We start from the raw sequence: 16,332 nt of genomic DNA on the forward strand, positions 1-16,332 counted from the left end.
CTATCGATGTGTCGAGATTTAGATTTATTTAACTGCGAATGGGTGATTGATCTATGGGTGGTAGAGTGGGTAGTACTCAATCTATATTGGTGAAAATATCAATTGATTGCATTTACAAAAAAGCCGCTGATTAACAGCGGCTTAGATTCCCTACCTTAGTTTACTTCCCTAATAAAAGCAGTGCCTTCTGTGAGACTTCGTTGGCAGCATTGGTGTAGTTTTGTTGATGCAATGCATTGGCGAGTTGGCCGTAGTCGTGGGCGCTTGGGCGCAGTTTTAAGGCTGCTTCAAAATAGCGTTGTGCATCAGCCCATTTTGCTTCTAGCATCAGGATCTGGCCTATTACACTGTGTAAATCGCCGTTATCAGGGAACTTCTTATCTAGTCCTTTAAGGTGCGTCAATACTGAGTGCCAGTCGGTGATGTTTAATGTTGGGTAGACATTTAATATATCGGCGTGCTGAGACTTCTTAGTCGCTTCTTTAAGAGCGGTAATTGCTGTTGAATCTGCGCCTCTATTTATAAGCTCAGAGGTAAAAGTCACAATAACCTTTGTTTCTGACTTGATGTTCTTCGATAAGCTATCCCAATACTTCACTATGCCACTGACACCTTGCTGGTTAGCCAGTTCGGTAATTCGTCCTGCGTGGGCTTGTACTAATAGGGTGTGATATTCCGTTTTTGTCACTCCCTTAGCTCGCTTGAGGACGGGGAGTAACTCTAATAGAGGCTGCCAACAATTAAGCTGGATATAACAAGTTTTGAGTAGATTCAGCAAACGTGGGTTGGTTGGGTGATCATGTCTTAAGCTAGATAGCACATCAAAAGCTGTGGCAAAATCAGCCTCAGCCATGGCTTGTTTACCTTTGGTTAGGCCGATAGCAAGATCGGAATTGTCCTGTTTAGCCGCCAGTTCAAAATACTTATCACGTTTATCGTGATTGCCTAACTCATGTGCCGCTTCTGCCGCCACTAAGTAACACAGTAATGGCATATCATGTGAGTTAGACCAACGAGTCACTTTCTTTTCTGCGGTTTGCCAGTCACCTTCGATAAGCTTAATGATGCCTTCGTTGGTTAGGCGACGGGCTTTTTTCAGCTTACGATTGCTAAACCAATTCCAAGTGGCACTAGAGGCTCTAAGAGAACGCTTAATTAAGTATTCACCAAGAAACAGCGCTACTAGAGCACCAATGATAAAGATAACTAGGGTGGTAACGCTCATCTCAATCGTATAGTTGGCAAGAGAGATAAGGACATAGCCTTGTTGACCGGCATACTGCGTGCCGACAGTTAGGCCAATACCGAGTGCGATAAAAACAAAGAGTAGACGGATCATTTGTTTTCCTCCGCAACGATGGTGGTTACTTCACGGCGTAAGCGCTCACGAATAATATCGGCAATCAACTGGTTGGTTTCTAGCTTGTGTGGGTATTCTAAGTCGACTTTAACTTTTGCTAGATCGCTCAGTGATCGATCAAACTCTTGTACTGATTTTGCATCTTGATCGAGGTAAGTTTGGCTCCACTCAACCGCAACAGTCAGGCTTTTTTGATAGATTTCTTCTTGCTCTGAGTAGGTGGCTTTGATGGCGGTTTCTAACTTGGCTTTAATGTTCTCTCTCAAGTAGAAGTGTTGCTGAGGTGAAAGCAAAGGTACCGCACTGCCATCTCTAACACGGAAGGTAATGAAGTGTTCAGCAAAGTTCTCTAGCGAGGTGCTTAAGTTTGACTTCCAATCTTGGATATCTGTCGATACATGCTTTTGTGCTTCCTCTGGTGCTTCTGGAAGAATGGCATTTGCTAGCGGTAGTTTGTCTACCTGTTGTTGCAGAGCGATTAGCTTAAGCGCAAGACCGTCTTTATCGACTAACGGTAGGCTACGAAGCTCAGTGATATCATTGGCCATTGCTTTACGCAGTGGAACTAGGCTTGGGTCATTGAGCGTTGCAATGCGCTGGTCGGCGGCTTCCATTAGTTTGGTTGCGGTGACTAAGTCATGTTCTAAGAAGAGCTTTCTGCCAGCCAGTTTTACTAGGTAATCGGCTTCAGCGAGTAACCAGTCATTGGGACGGCGTCCTTTGACATCTGCAATGGCCAGTTGCAGGCTTTCAATGCTTTTTTGCTGTTGGCTAATTAATACTTCGGCTCGGTTAACTGCTTCATTTGCCGTTTGTTCACTGGCTTTTTGGGTTTCTTGAAGTTGGCTGTTGAGCGTTTGTTGAGTGCTTTTTAGCTGATTTGAAACCGCAGCAAGCTGTTGCTGTAAGGTTTGATTTTGTTGATTGAAATAATAAAAGCCAGCACCTGCTGTGAGTATTGAAATGATGACAGCAGCAATAGCGAGTCTTTTCGCCGGCTTATTAGGCTCTGCTTTTTCTTTTTTTTCTTTCGAATTGGGTGTGGTTGCTTTCTTTGGCTTAGGCGAAGCAGGAACAGGGTTACTCTTGTCAACTTGAGTGTCGTTATCGAGTTTTTTGTCGTCAGTCATTATATTTTCCTATGTAATTCGCCCTGAATACTATTAATGATGGCTTGGTTTGAAGCGCCGTTAATGTTGCGCACTTGAGTAAAGCCGAGCTGTAATGCTAATTGAGCGACTCTTTCACTCGGAACTATCAGCTCTAAAGAGTGTAACCAATTTTTACTGTGGGTAGGTATTTGTTGTGTAAAGAATTTTAATTGTTCGAAACTAGTAACAATTAGATGGTCTATTCCTGTTGACTGCCAGTGCTTAACTTGAACCTCACCATCAAAGTTTGTCCAATGTCGAGCGTAGCTTTCTATATAAGCGGTTTCTGCACCTAGCTGTTGTAAGCGGGCAAAAAGTAATTCTCGGCCACTGTCTCCGCGCAATATGGCCACCTTTTTACCTTTTAGATCATAGCTAGCCAAAAGCTCAAGTAACCCTTCGCTATCTTCTGACGTTGGCGATAAGGTTGGTTGTTGAGTCAATTGTTGTAAGCAAGAGGCGGTTTTTGAACCCACCGCTAAATAGCGAGCACGTTGCGACCAGGGGTTATTGTGTTGAATAAGAGCTTGGTGAGTAAAGCGAACGGCGGGCTGGCTAACCGCAATAATAATATCGCATTTAACTAGGAACTCTAAGGATGAAGCCGCTAGATGAGAAGATTGAAATGAGACAACAGGGCAGCATTCAGAGGCTACCCCTAGATTTTTTAAGGTGCGATACAGTTCTTCTGCTGCAGGTTGAGGTCGAACTATAAGCGCCTTCATGTCAGTTAACCTTGACTATAAACTTCGCTCAGAATTTCTTTTGCGCCCAAGCTTAATAGTTGCTGAGCAAGGTCTTCACCCATTTTGACAGCTTGTGAGCGTTCACTTACGCTTTCTGCTCTGATGATTTCAGTACCATCGGGTTTACCCACTAAGCCTCTTAAGTGCAGTTTATTATCAGCAGTGATGACGCAGTAACTGCCGATAGGCACCTGACAGCCGCCTTCTAAGGCAAGGTTCATTGCGCGTTCAGCAAGGACACGATCTGAGGTATCAGCGTCATTGAGTGGTTTAATTAGGTCTAGCACTCGCTGATCATTGATGCGACATTCAATGCCCACTGCGCCTTGTCCTACCGCAGGAAGAGATTGCTCTGGCTCAATATAGCTTTGAATACGCTGTTCTAGTTTTAGTCGTTTAAGACCCGCTGCAGCCAAGATAATGGCATCGTATTGTCCATCATCTAGCTTACCTAGACGAGTGCCTACGTTACCGCGAAGCTCTTTAATGATGATATCAGGACGCGCGGCACTAATTTGGCATTGGCGACGTAAGCTACATGTCCCTACGGTTGCGCCATGCGGAAGCTCATCAATAGAGTTATAGGTGTTGGAGACAAAAGCATCTCTAGGATCTTCACGTTCACATATTACCGCTAACCCAAGCCCTTCAGGAAAATCGACAGGCACGTCTTTCATTGAGTGAACGGCGATATCGGCGCGTTCTTCTAACATGGCGACTTCTAGCTCTTTTACAAACAGCCCTTTTCCACCCACTTTAGCCAGTGGGGTATCTAAAATGATGTCGCCTTTGGTCACCATAGTCACTAGTTCGATATCGAGATCTGGGTGAACCTCTTCTAAGCGAGATTTCACATAGTGAGCTTGCCAAAGAGCAAGAGGGCTTTTTCGTGTTGCAATTCGCAGAGTTTGTTTTGACATAATGGGGCTAACTAAATGAAAGATGAGTTGATTCTATCACTGCTTGATATAAATATTCAGCAGTGAGATTTGGGCTTGATATTACTATCGCACTTAATAACAAATTTTATGTTCATCTGTGAGTTCAGTCACGCTATTTACGCCCTAACGAATACAGTTATGTGACCTTTTATCACTTTCAGTTATTCTTCCTGCTTGTTAATTGTTACTAAATGCTAGGAGTAGGTGATTTTCTTTACCTACACCCCAAAAAGTGTTAGATTGCTCACGTTTTGTGGGGTTTTTGTGTGAAATTACATCACTCACTATTTTCATTTCTATAGTTGGGAAGTTGACTTGCAGACAGACATTCGTACATTAATTACTAGACTCGACACGCTGAACGAACAGCGTAAAAACCGTGCTCTAGGTATGATGGATGCTCAGGGTCAACACGTATTCTCTCTCATCCCGCTATTACTGCATTACAACAATCCTGCTCTTCCTGCTTATACTTCTGGCGACGTACCTCAAGGTATTTTCGATTTCTCGCCGAATGCTGACCAAAAAAACTTCCTTGATACTGCTGTTCGTGCTTGTGGCGAAGAAGTATCTGAACCGGAAGGTATTGATATACTTGCTCTTTATACCATGGGTAGTACCTCTTCCATTGGGCAGAGTCTAACCAGTGACTTGGATATTTGGGTTTGTATTTCCCCACAAATGTCGGCTAAAAAACGTAGCGTATTAGCAAATAAATGTTTAAGCGTTACCGAGTGGGCACAACAGCAAGGCGTTGAAGCTAACTTCTTCCTAATGGATGATCAGCGCTTCAAAGTATCAAACAAAAGTGAAGCCATGACTGGTGAGAACTGCGGTTCTTCTCAGCACATGTTGTTACTGGATGAATTTTATCGTTCTGCCATGCGCATGGCGGGGCAACGCTTATTGTGGAGTATCGTTCCTCCCGAAATAGACGAAGACTACGACCAGTATGTTGCACAGTTGTGCCTAAGTGGCGATCTTGATTGTTCGCAGTGGCTTGATTTTGGCCAACTGAATAAGATCCCAGCAGAAGAGTATTTTGGCTCTAGTCTTTGGCAACTATTCAAAAGCATCGATTCACCTTATAAATCTGTATTAAAAGCGATTTTGCTTGAAGCTTACTCGTGGGAGTACCCTCAAACAGAACTGTTAAGTATTGAAACTAAACGTCGCTTTTTTAACGAAGATCCAGAGCTTTGTAGCGCTGATACCTACTACGGTATGCTAGAAAAAGTAACCGGATACCTGAAGAAAATCGGTGACCAAACGCGTCTAGATCTAGTACGTCGCTGTTTCTATTTGAAAACACACGAGAAGCTATCACAAGAACCTAAATTAGGTTCTGTGCCTTGGCGTCGTGAAGTGATGCAGCAGATGACTTCTAGTTGGGGTTGGAGCAAGCATGATATTCAAGAGCTTGATACACGCAGACACTGGAAAGTAGAGCGCGTTAAGGTTGTGCATCACAACCTGCTTGATGCTCTGATGGAAAGCTACCGTAACTTAATCCAATTTGCGCGTCGTAATGACATCACCTCGGTGATTAGCCCACAAGATATCTCTATTTTAGCGCGTAAACTGTATGCCGCTTTTGAGGTGTTACCTGGCAAGGTGACGCTATTAAGCCAACAAATATCCCCTGATCTACATGAACCAGATTTGAGCTTTATTCAGGTGGAAGAAGGGCGCAGTAATCCGCAAGGTTGGTATTTATACAAACAGCCACTAAAAGCGGAACGCATCATTGGTCAGTCACCTATTGAGCATCATACCTCGTTAAGTAAACTGGTTGCTTGGGCGTTTTTCAACGGCCTAATCACTGAGTCGACTCGTTTGCACTCTGTAGTGCGTAGTGCTGATATCGATATCGACAAGCTTTATCAGATGGTGAGTGACCTAAGAAATACCTTCTCGTTGCGTAAACGACGTCCAACCATGGAAGCTTTGGCCAGTCCTTGTGAGATCAGCCAGTTGGTGATGTTTATCAACTTGGAAGATGATCCCACAGCCAAACTTAGTTCACGCCAAGCTAAGAAAGACAGCCGTAACGTCAATCTGTTTTCGTGTGGCAAAGACAGTTCTAGCATGATTGGCAGTGTTGATTTGGTTTATCGTAACTCTTGGCATGAAGTGCGTACTCTGCATTTCCGCGGAGAGACCAGTATTTTGGATGCACTAAAAACCATTTTGGGCAAGATGCACCAAGATGCGTTGCATCCCGAATCTGTAGATGTGTTTAGCTATAGCAAAAACTTCCGTGGATTGATGCGTAATACCGTTTATCAGTTATTAGCTGAGTGTATTGAGCTTCGTTTAAAACCCGTCGAGCAAGAGAAACGTCGTCGTTTTAAAGCTATCGGTGTGGGAAGTAAAATGTACGGTTTGTTCTTTGAGCGTCGCGGCGTATCAATACAAACCTTAGAAAACTCTGTGGATTTCTATCAAAGTATTTCCACTAATAAACTGACGGGCTCACCGTTAGAAAAACTGAATAAAGAGAATGATTTCTCTTTGCCAGATATCATTGATAGTTTTGCCAGTGAAGGTCTAATTCAGTTCTTCTTTGAAGATACCGAAGGTGGCTTTAACATCTATGTACTGGATGAAAGCAATGCTTCTGAGGCTTATCATAGGTATGGTTTGGATAAGAATGAAGTGGTTGGCGAAATCAATAATTTCTATACCAACGATTTAAATGTTGAGGGAGAAAAGGCGAACTTTAACCTTCCGCAGTATTATCAAATTATCCATCAGCACGATAAAGAGAGCTTTATCGTGCCGTATCGCAGTGATAGTGAGTTCCGCTCAACACCTTCTGCTGTGGTCGGTGCCTGTTAATCAGAGGTAGAGTATTACCACTCTATCTCTTCATCTGCCTGTTTCTCACATTCTGCTTTTACTACTGTTAATAGCTCTGCGCCTGTCTTAGAGCATACCCAAGCTCCGTCTTGCAAAGAGAAATGATAGCCTCCTGATTTAGAAGCAAGCCAGATCTCACGCATAGGTTCTTGCTTGTTGATGATGATCTGCGTTCTATCTTCAAACTCCAAAGTCATGACGTTTCCAGACGTCTCAAAGTCGATATCAGCTCCGGATTCTTCAATCGCTTGCTCAATATTTTGTAGTTGTTCATCCGCCAATTGGTGAAACTCACTGTCCTTCATGCATAGTTCCTATTGCTTTTATTAATTGTGGTGCGATTATAGAGGTAAGATTAATATATCATTAACATCATCATGAAAAAAATTATCTCGCTATTGTGTTTAGGCTCGACATTGTTTCTAGCCGGTTGTGGTCAAACCGGTCCTCTATATATGCCGCAAGATGCTGGGCAGGATACGCCTGAGCAGCCAGCACAGTAGAACTGAAGTAAGGAAAGAATCTTGGATTATTTTAACTACAAGGAAGATGGTCAGCTATGGGCTGAAGGTGTCTCCCTCACTCAAGTCGCAGAGCAATTTGGTACTCCAACCTACGTGTATTCTCGCGCTACTTTAGAACGCCATTGGAAAGCATTTGATCAATCTGTGGGCGAATTTCCTCATTTAGTGTGTTACGCAGTAAAAGCGAACTCTAATCTGGGTGTGCTCAATGCGTTGGCTCGCTTAGGTTCTGGTTTTGATATTGTTTCTCTTGGTGAGTTAGAACGTGTGGTTGCTGCTGGCGGCGATCCATCAAAAGTGGTTTTTTCTGGTGTAGGGAAAACAGCGCAAGAGATTAAACGAGCATTAGAGCTAAAAATTAAGTGCTTTAATGTTGAGTCTGAGCCTGAATTAGAACGAATCAATCAAGTGGCAGGAGAGTGTGGTGCAGTCGCCCCTGTTTCTTTACGTATTAACCCTAATGTGGATGCCAAAACTCACCCATATATTTCAACAGGCTTGCGTGACAACAAGTTTGGTATTGCATTTGAGCAAGCGCCACGAGTGTATCAAGTCGCACAAAAAATGCCGCACCTAAATGTTGTTGGTATTGATTGCCACATTGGCTCTCAGTTAACCGATATTGACCCATTTATCGATGCTGTTGACCGCTTGTTAGGTCTCATTGACAACCTAAAAGCGCAAGGCGTAAATATTAAGCACCTTGATGTGGGTGGTGGTCTAGGTGTGGTCTATCGTGATGAAATGCCTCCGCAACCTTCCGATTATGCGAAAGCACTGTTGGCTCGTTTGGGTAATCATCCAGATATCGAGCTGATATTTGAACCGGGCCGAGCTATTGCCGCTAATGCTGGTGTATTGCTGACCAAAGTTGAGTTCCTTAAACATACGGAACACAAAAACTTTGCCATTATTGATGCGGCAATGAACGATCTTATGCGCCCTGCGCTATACCAAGCATGGCAAGATATTGTTCCTTTACGTCCACGCCAAGGTGAAGCGATTACTTATGACTTAGTGGGTCCTGTGTGCGAAACCGGTGACTTCTTAGGTAAAGATCGTAATTTGGTTCTTGAGCAAAATGATCTGTTAGCTGTGCGTTCAGCAGGTGCTTACGGCTTTACTATGTCTTCTAACTATAATTCTCGCCCACGCGTGGCTGAAGTTATGGTCGACGGAGAAAGCATGCATCTTGTTCGCCAACGTGAAAGCGTTGAAAGTTTATGGCAACTCGAAAGCACACTACCGGAGTAATTGAACAGCATGCATTTCCATTTTTCTAAAATGCACGGACTAGGCAACGACTTTATGGTTGTTGACTGTATCACTCAAAATATTTTTTTCTCGCCGGAGCTGATACGTCGTCTTGCTGATCGCCACACAGGAGTTGGTTTTGACCAACTCTTAGTTGTAGAAGCACCTTATGATCCAGAAACCGACTTCCACTACCGAATTTTCAATGCCGATGGTTCAGAAGTAGAACAGTGTGGCAACGGCGCGCGCTGTTTTGCTCGTTTTGTTTCCATGAAAGGCTTAACTAATAAGTACAGCATCCGTGTCAGTACTAAAAAAGGGAAAATGCTGCTTAAATTAGCCGATGATGAGCAAGTTCGAGTCAACATGGGCATACCAGAGTTTGAGCCAAGTAAGATTCCTTTTAAGGCTAAGCAAAAAGAGAAAACGTATATATTACGAGTAGGTCAACACACCTTGTTCTGTGGCTCTGTAAGCATGGGCAACCCGCATGTCGTAACCGTAGTAGATGATGTTGCAACGGCTAAAGTAGAAGAGCTAGGTCCGCTACTGGAATCGCATGAGCGTTTCCCTGAGCGAGTGAATGTAGGCTTTATGCAAATTGTCGATCGCAACAAAATTGCTCTGCGAGTTTACGAACGTGGCGCAGGTGAAACCCAAGCTTGTGGTAGCGGTGCGTGTGCTGCGGTTGCGGTTGGTATTCTGCAAGGCGCTTTAAATGAACATGTTGAAGTGAGCTTAACTGGCGGAAAACTAAAAATTGAATGGGCAGGGCCAGGACAGCCATTGTTCATGACTGGTAGCGCTACGCATGTCTTTGATGGACAGATTAGCTGTTAACTCATAGTGATATAAGGAATTACCTTGGATTCAACAGCCAAAGAACTATTTACTGCTCTAGATATAGAGCAGTACTTGTTAGATAACCCTGATTTTTTTGTGGGTAGAGAACACCTGATTGATTCTATGAGCGTGCCGCATCATCGAGAGGGGGCGGTCTCTTTGTTTGAGTTGAAACTTGGCCGTCAACGTGAACAAATTCAGGCATTAGAAAAGCAAAAAAATGAGCTAATGACCTTAGCCAGTCGCAATGACCGTATCTTTCGTCATTTTATGCAGTTAGAAAAGCGCATTTTATTGGCAAAGTCTGGCGAACAGGTGATCAGTGCTTTAGAAAAAAAGGCGCAACAGCTTGAGCTTACTGTTGTAGTGGGCGTTGTCGGACACGTTAGTTCGCAACTGCAAATAAACCCACAAGACTGGTTAAAATTCAAAACGCAGAATTTGGCGGAACGAGGGGCCTATCTTGGCCGTTTGAAACGCAGTGATCGTGAGTTAATCTTTACCCAAGGTACGCCAGTTTCAGAGCTAGGATCGTATGCGGTTCTGTCTTTTGAGCATCCAAGCTTAGAAGGCTTTTTGTGTTTTTGTAGCGAAGATGGCGGGCGCTATCAGCCAAGCCAAGATACATTATACTTAAGCCACCTAGCGATGGTTGTTGCTCAGCAACTTACAAATTTACAATGGCAGAAGGTTCAAACGCTGCATGTCCAACCACATTCCTAACACCTATCAAACTTGGATCGATGCGTTCATTGCTTATCTCAATAGCGAAAAAGGAATGAGCGAACACACCCAGAGCAATTACCAAAATCAGCTGACTATTATCGCCTCACAACTGGTGAGTTTTGGTGTGCAAAGTTGGCAACAACTGGATATTGCTTGGGTGAGACAAATTGCGGCCAAGGGCTCAAGAGAAGGGCTAAAACCGAATAGCTTAGCCACTCGATTGTCCTGTTTGCGCAGCTTTTTAGATTATCTAGTGCTAAAAGGTGAACTGTCGGCAAACCCTGCGAAAGGGGTCAGCACACCAAGAAATCATAAGCGACTGCCGAAAAATCTTGATGTTGATGAAGCAGGGCAACTGCTAGACATCAACATGGATGATCCGCTATCCATTCGTGATCGAGCGATTATGGAGCTTATGTATGGAACGGGGATGCGTCTTTCTGAACTGATCCAACTGAACGTGAAAAGCGTACAGGGTGATCGCGGAGAAATTCGCGTGATTGGTAAAGGCGATAAAGAACGAATCGTCCCTTTTAGTGGTGAAGCGAAACGTTGGATACTGCACTGGCTAAAAGTGCGCCCGTTGCTGTTAAAAGAGGAACAAGAGGCGTTATTTATTTCCAAACGAGGCACTCGGATCTCGCATCGGAATGTGCAAAAGCGTATGTCTGAATGGGGCATTAAGCAGGGGGTGACTAGCCACATTACTCCGCACAAACTGAGGCATTCCTTCGCTACTCATATTTTGGAATCTAGCGGTAACTTGCGTGCGGTACAAGAGATGTTAGGACACGAAAGTCTATCAACCACGCAAGTCTATACTCACTTAGACTTTCAGCATTTAGCGCAAGCCTATGATAAAGCTCACCCTAGAGCGAAGAAGAAACCGGAGTCGTAATGCGTTTTTATCGAAGCTTAAATACAGTGCAAGCAATGACTTTCGACCTTGATGATACTTTGTATGACAATCATCCAGTGATTAAGCGATTAGAGCGAGACTTACGACTTTGGCTGGTGGACTCTTTTCCACCGTTATCGGCTTTTGATGAACAAGATTGGAAAAGGTTTAAGCAACAAGCATTGCGCAGTAGCGAGCGCTGTCGACATGATGTGACCGTGGCAAGAGAGACTCAGCTGGGGCTTGCTTTTGCTGCCATTGGAATCACAGGCACAAGCCAAGCAGAGGCCATTGAGCAGACCATGCAACAAGTGACTCTGTTGCGAAATAGAGTCGATATCCCAGAGCAAACCTTCCGCACGCTAGAAGTGCTCGCACAAAAATTACCATTGGTTGCGATTACCAACGGCAATGTTGATGTGCAGCGCATTGGCTTACAAGATTACTTCTGCGCCACTTTTAAAGCGGGCCCTGATGGCGCGGCGAAACCTAACGCCGATATGTTTGTGAAAGCATCTAAGGTATTAAATACACCTGCTCACTCCATATTACATATTGGGGATCATTTGCAGACAGATGTTATGGGCGCAAAAGCTGCCGGTTTTCAGGCGGCTTGGTTTAATGATTCTGCTATGGGTATCAAGCTACAATCAAAAGCAACCGTCATGCCCGATGTTGAAATTAATCGTATCGAGCAGTTACTGCATTTTATTTAGATGATGCGCTTTTAAAGTGCGTGACTTAAAGGGCGTGGTTTAAAGTGCGTGACCACTGCGATCAGCTTGGAATACTTGCAGGTAATAGTCTAAAAACTCAGTCAGCTGTTCGGCTTGGCTCTCTAACCCCTCTAAACGCATTAGCTCTATCCCCACCTCACAAGTACACAGATTACCGTCACTTTGGTTTCTGCGCAGGCTGTAGTTAGAGAGGCTGGATGCTTGTAAATGATATTGCGGCAGCGCTTGCAACCAAGGGCTTTGTCGCCACATTTTCTTCGCTTCTTGCCAAGTTGCATCCAGCACAATGTACAGGCGAGGCGCTAATGACTGTGATGCGCTTTGCTGAGTGCTATACGCTTCAAGTACCTGACTATGCTCACTGGGAAATAACAGCACAGGGTTAGGGTGACTGGCTATGAGATCGAGTAACTCTGGAGCGGGATTAGTGCGGCTCCAGAGAAACTGCTGGGCATTGGGCAGGGCATTTAACAACAGCTTACCGGTATTTGTTGCTCGTTTTAGCTCATTTGGGTGGCACAGTAATGCCATCTGTATTGGGTGTTCAAATGAGGGAAACTGCTCGCACAAACAGTGGTGCTTGAAGCCACAAACAGCACAAGCCATTACTGAGCCTTTTTCAGGTTTAAACCATCATTGGTTAATGGGTAAGTTGCGCCATTGATGGTTTCATATTGAGTAGATAAGGTATCCCCTTTAAGCTCAAAGTCGCGTACGGCAATGATCTGCTGTCCTTGATAGGTGACAGAGGTCACTTGGATTAAATCGCTGTTTAATGTCTGCCAGTGACCTTGTTCAACCACATCTTGGCTTCCATCGTTATAAGAATAACGGCTTTCGGCTCGATGATCAGCGGATAGGGTTAGGGTGAGCAAAGTGCTGTTGTCGATAGATTGACTATAAGTGCCAGCAACTTGATCGCTAGGGTAGCTAGAGTCGTTATAACAGCCACTAAAGCTGCGATCGGCAACTTGCAGTTGCGCTGTCCATCCGTAAATAGAATCGCTCATCGTATCGCGGCACATTTGTGGACGAATAACGAGTTGTCCTTGGGTAAGGCTATAGCGTGATTCGCTGAGGTTTTGTTCTAGATTCACCACAGGTAAATGCAGAGTCTGTTTACCTAACTGAGATAGCTCGATAGCGCCTTCTGAAACATCGGCTGACCATGATGGCTCATTGCCAAAAGCTCTTGCTTCTCGAGGGGCTTGTTGGCAGAGATTGCTGTTTTCGGTGCTGATAACGTTAAATTCAGTGACCACAAACTTACTACCAAACTGCTGTGCAAAACCGCTGGTGGCAGGCTCAAAATAACCGAATACTTCAGCATACATCGCCTGATTCGGTTTAGTGGTCATGGATTCTGCGGCAGTGCGAACCTGCGTAGGCAGTTCTAGCCAGTAGGTTGCGTTGCTATTGCAGGGGTGTATGGTGCGCGATTCATGTCCAATCATAATCTCACCACGCAGGAGCACGCGCGCTGGGGCTTCTGTGTCCGGTATCAGAGGTTGTGTGGACAGCACATTACTTTCGGCTGTGCTCGCCGAGGATTGTGGTGGCTCGGTGCTACTACAACCGAGCAAAACCATAGAACTAATAACAGAAAGTAGTGTGCATTTTTTCATTATCTAGCCTGTGATGGGCGATGAATTTAATGCTTATCTTAACAGGTGTTCAAGAAGATAGTGAGCCACAGCGTCATCTTCATTGCTGCCAATCACTTCATTGTTTGGTAGCGCCGCTTTTACTTTAGCATGCGCGGTTTGCATGACTTTACCCATGCCTGCCATCGCCAGCATTTCAGCGTCATTCATACCATCACCAAACGCAATACAGTTAGAGAGATCTTTACCCAAGCTTTCTGCTACCGCTTGCAATGCCAGCCCTTTAGACACTTCGCCCTGCATTACTTCAAGACACCAAGGCGTCGAGAAAGCCACATTAAGCTCATTGCCAAACTCTTTGTTTAGCTTATCTTCAAAGGTGCTTAAGTACTCATGACTCTCATGAGTAAAGAAGACTTTGGCTACGCCATCTTTGGGGGCATTTTTGTCATCAAACTGACGAAATGCAAAGCCTGAAGATTTACTAAAAGACAACAGATGTTCGTCGATCTGGTTAACCCACCATTGGTCATCTTGGTAGATGTGAATGATGATCTCTGGATCTTGACGAATAATATCAATCACGGGTTGTACCAACTTAGAGTCAACGTTTTGGCTGTACATTAAGTTGTTATTGATATCGTGTACGCGAGCACCATTAGAGGTGATCATATAAGCGGGAATCCCCGAGTTTTCGCGGATATAGGCAACGTCTATATGGTGACGGCCGGTCGCAAAAATAAAAGTATAACCTTGCTCATGCAGTTGTTTTAAAGTCTGCTTGGTCATTTCAGAGAGCTGGTGGTCGGGGGCCAAAAGTGTGCCATCTAAATCAGAGGCGACAATAGTAATGTTTTCAAAAGCAGAGTTATTCAAGGTTATACCCTTTTCTTATATTTTCAGGATCGTTTGTATAGTACGTTATTCATAAAATAAGAAAGAGGGTAAACCATGCTTTCCTCTTTTCTTATTTTCCTCTTTTCTTATTTTCCTCTTTTTTAATTTAGTCGACTCATTGCTCAAAAAATCCCAAAACAGCGTCTAAAGCTTGGTTTCTTGCATGATCTTGTTCGACGAGCACCTCATGCTTAGCATCAGCAATCGGTACTAGCACCGCATCTTGGCGGACTTTACTTAGCTGCGCGATAAATTGATTTTGGGCGTTGTTGTCAACCACGGTATCTAAACTTGGCTGGATAAGAAGTAAAGGAACATTAATCTGCTGTGCCTCTTTTACGCATTTCTCTGAGCCAATAACACCTTGCCAGACCCAGTGTGAGGTTGGGCCGCCCATTTGAATTTGCTCGGTTTGTTCAAACAGATTTGTCGACCATTCATACCTTAATTTGCAGGTGCTGAGATTATTGTCTTTAAACGGTTTCTTTTGATAAGCCGTTTGTCCCAATGCGTAGTGAGGTTGCTTGCTCCAGCGAATGAAAGTCTTACACAAAGGTTTAACGACGGCCTTTAGTGGAGAGGGCATTTTAATCCCAAACATAGGGGCGCTTAAGGCAATGGCATGGAATGGGTGCGAGTGCTGAGTTTGGATGTAGCGTGTTGAGATTGCGCCACCCATAGAGTGACCAAGAATAAATCGGCGGCTATAGCGATTAAAATTAAATTGCTGCACGACAGTTTCTAGATCTTCAACATAATCTTGAAAGTCTTCGACATGTCCCATTTGCGAATCATCCAACAGCCGCTCAGACATACCTTGACCGCGATGGTCGTAAGAATAAATATCAAAGCCTTGCTTAAATAGGTCATAAAACAACTCTTGATAACGACAAACACTTTCAGTTCGTCCGTTGACCATCAGGATAGCTTTGCTGTGCAGCGGTGATGTGAGACTGATCCAATAGAGTTTTTTGTTGTTTTTTCCTTCCGTGTAACCTTGCTGTCGGTTATCCCAGAAACTCGCTATCGGGTATTTCATTTGATATTCGTAGTCAGCTTCTTGGGTGCAGACATCTATCGCATTTTTTGACATTGCATTTGTTTCCTGTTCACGTTACAAACAGCATAACATCCTAAAATGATAGTGAATATAGGGACTAATATGGAGTTGAAAATTTGGTTGGCATACGTCGCCACTGCAGTTATTTTTAGCCTAGCACCAGGGTCAGGCACGGTAAACTCAATTGCGAATGGGATTAACTATGGCATGCGTAAATCGTTATCGGCAATTGTAGGTCTGCAGTTAGGATTACTTTTTCATATTGTATTAGTCGGAGCGGGCATTGGAGCTCTGGTGGCTCAGTCGGCAGTTGCCTTTACTGTGATTAAGTGGGTTGGTGTTGCGTATTTAATCTGGCTTGGCATTCAAAAATGGCGAGATAGCAAAAGCTTTAAGTTGGTCGAAAATCATGAGCAAGTATCAAAAAGTCGCTTATTAAAACAAGGGATTTTTATCAACCTGACTAACCCAAAATCGATTGTGTTTCTCGTGGCGTTATTTCCGCAATTTATCAACCCAGAGTTGCCACACCTTCCGCAACTATTAATTCTGGGTGTAACAACTATTGCTATTGATGGCATGGTGATGCTGGGCTATACCGGCCTTGCCTCACAAATGGGCAATTTTATCCGCTCAGATAAAGTGATAGGAAAGCTGAATAAAGTGTTTGGCTCCATGTTTATTGGTTGTGGTGTTTTACTTGCCGCGGCTAAAGGCTAAAGGCTAAAG

At 44.1% G+C, this 16,332-nt stretch carries 17 protein-coding genes; 8 read left to right on the forward strand and 9 right to left on the reverse strand.

Going from position 1 to position 16,332, the window contains the following annotated elements; all coding sequences use genetic code 11:
• Positions 1-160 precede the first annotated feature (160 nt).
• From QV280_RS00170 to hemC, 4 genes are read right to left on the reverse strand one after another with little or no spacing between them, the layout of a single operon-like run.
• A complete protein-coding gene (locus QV280_RS00170) occupies positions 161-1,339 on the reverse strand; it encodes a heme biosynthesis protein HemY (RefSeq protein ID WP_152822033.1) in 1,179 nt (392 codons plus the stop codon).
• Positions 1,336-2,490: a uroporphyrinogen-III C-methyltransferase gene (locus QV280_RS00175; protein ID WP_152822035.1), complete on the reverse strand. Its 1,155-nt coding sequence runs from the start codon at positions 2,488-2,490 to the stop codon at positions 1,336-1,338. The genes QV280_RS00170 and QV280_RS00175 overlap by 4 nt, the downstream gene beginning before the upstream one ends.
• Positions 2,490-3,236, reverse strand: a complete 747-nt coding sequence (locus QV280_RS00180) for a uroporphyrinogen-III synthase (protein ID WP_253912600.1) — start codon at positions 3,234-3,236, stop codon at positions 2,490-2,492. Before QV280_RS00180 ends, QV280_RS00175 begins: the two co-directional genes overlap by 1 nt.
• Positions 3,237-3,241: 5 nt before the next feature.
• Positions 3,242-4,180 (reverse strand): hydroxymethylbilane synthase, encoded by a 939-nt coding sequence (hemC, locus tag QV280_RS00185; RefSeq protein ID WP_447026270.1) that lies wholly within the window; start codon positions 4,178-4,180, stop codon positions 3,242-3,244.
• A 333-nt stretch (positions 4,181-4,513) separates the two neighbouring features.
• Here hemC and QV280_RS00190 point away from each other — a divergent pair, with 333 nt between their 5' ends.
• Complete coding sequence (locus QV280_RS00190; RefSeq protein WP_152822041.1) at positions 4,514-7,039, forward strand: class I adenylate cyclase; 2,526 nt, start codon at positions 4,514-4,516, stop codon at positions 7,037-7,039.
• A gap of 14 nt (positions 7,040-7,053) precedes the next feature.
• On the opposite strand, the gene cyaY is transcribed toward QV280_RS00190, so the two are convergent.
• Positions 7,054-7,365 carry an iron donor protein CyaY gene (gene cyaY / locus QV280_RS00195; protein WP_023405044.1) on the reverse strand — a complete coding sequence of 104 codons (312 nt, stop codon included), beginning with the start codon at positions 7,363-7,365 and terminating at the stop codon, positions 7,054-7,056.
• A 72-nt stretch (positions 7,366-7,437) separates the two neighbouring features.
• Here cyaY and lptM point away from each other — a divergent pair, with 72 nt between their 5' ends.
• The 6 genes from lptM to yigB are packed head-to-tail and all read left to right on the forward strand — an operon-like array spanning position 7,438 to position 12,021.
• On the forward strand, positions 7,438-7,563 hold the full coding sequence (gene lptM / locus QV280_RS00200; RefSeq protein WP_084309180.1) for an LPS translocon maturation chaperone LptM: 126 nt from the start codon (positions 7,438-7,440) through the stop codon (positions 7,561-7,563).
• A 21-nt stretch (positions 7,564-7,584) separates the two neighbouring features.
• Positions 7,585-8,838 carry a diaminopimelate decarboxylase gene (gene lysA, locus QV280_RS00205; protein WP_023405045.1) on the forward strand — a complete coding sequence of 418 codons (1,254 nt, stop codon included), beginning with the start codon at positions 7,585-7,587 and terminating at the stop codon, positions 8,836-8,838.
• A 9-nt stretch (positions 8,839-8,847) separates the two neighbouring features.
• A complete protein-coding gene (gene dapF / locus QV280_RS00210; protein WP_152822227.1) occupies positions 8,848-9,678 on the forward strand; it encodes a diaminopimelate epimerase in 831 nt (276 codons plus the stop codon).
• Positions 9,679-9,702: 24 nt separating this feature from the next.
• Positions 9,703-10,404: a DUF484 family protein gene (locus tag QV280_RS00215; protein ID WP_152822043.1), complete on the forward strand. Its 702-nt coding sequence runs from the start codon at positions 9,703-9,705 to the stop codon at positions 10,402-10,404.
• The gene (gene xerC, locus QV280_RS00220; protein WP_152822045.1) at positions 10,385-11,305 is read left to right on the forward strand and encodes a tyrosine recombinase XerC; all 921 of its coding nucleotides are present in this window, start codon (positions 10,385-10,387) and stop codon (positions 11,303-11,305) included. The genes QV280_RS00215 and xerC overlap by 20 nt, the downstream gene beginning before the upstream one ends.
• Complete coding sequence (gene yigB / locus QV280_RS00225) at positions 11,305-12,021, forward strand: 5-amino-6-(5-phospho-D-ribitylamino)uracil phosphatase YigB (protein WP_152822047.1); 717 nt, start codon at positions 11,305-11,307, stop codon at positions 12,019-12,021. Before xerC ends, yigB begins: the two co-directional genes overlap by 1 nt.
• Before the next feature lie 39 nt (positions 12,022-12,060).
• Here the strand turns inward: yigB and QV280_RS00230 are convergent, their stop codons facing one another.
• The 4 genes from QV280_RS00230 to QV280_RS00245 all read right to left on the reverse strand — a co-directional run bounded on the left by QV280_RS00230 (position 12,061) and on the right by QV280_RS00245 (position 15,636).
• Positions 12,061-12,648, reverse strand: a complete 588-nt coding sequence (locus QV280_RS00230; RefSeq protein WP_152822049.1) for a tRNA-uridine aminocarboxypropyltransferase — start codon at positions 12,646-12,648, stop codon at positions 12,061-12,063.
• Complete coding sequence (locus QV280_RS00235) at positions 12,648-13,667, reverse strand: COG3650 family protein (protein WP_152822051.1); 1,020 nt, start codon at positions 13,665-13,667, stop codon at positions 12,648-12,650. Before QV280_RS00235 ends, QV280_RS00230 begins: the two co-directional genes overlap by 1 nt.
• 33 nt (positions 13,668-13,700) lie before the next feature.
• Complete coding sequence (locus tag QV280_RS00240; RefSeq protein ID WP_052029631.1) at positions 13,701-14,528, reverse strand: Cof-type HAD-IIB family hydrolase; 828 nt, start codon at positions 14,526-14,528, stop codon at positions 13,701-13,703.
• Positions 14,529-14,658: 130 nt separating this feature from the next.
• Positions 14,659-15,636 (reverse strand): alpha/beta fold hydrolase, encoded by a 978-nt coding sequence (locus QV280_RS00245; protein WP_152822053.1) that lies wholly within the window; start codon positions 15,634-15,636, stop codon positions 14,659-14,661.
• A 69-nt stretch (positions 15,637-15,705) separates the two neighbouring features.
• On the opposite strand from QV280_RS00245, the gene rhtB reads away from it, so the two are divergent.
• The gene (rhtB, locus tag QV280_RS00250) at positions 15,706-16,323 is read left to right on the forward strand and encodes a homoserine/homoserine lactone efflux protein (protein WP_152822056.1); all 618 of its coding nucleotides are present in this window, start codon (positions 15,706-15,708) and stop codon (positions 16,321-16,323) included.
• The last annotated feature ends 9 nt before the right edge of the window (positions 16,324-16,332 follow it).

It is taken from the genome of Vibrio sp. B1Z05, assembly GCF_052955985.1.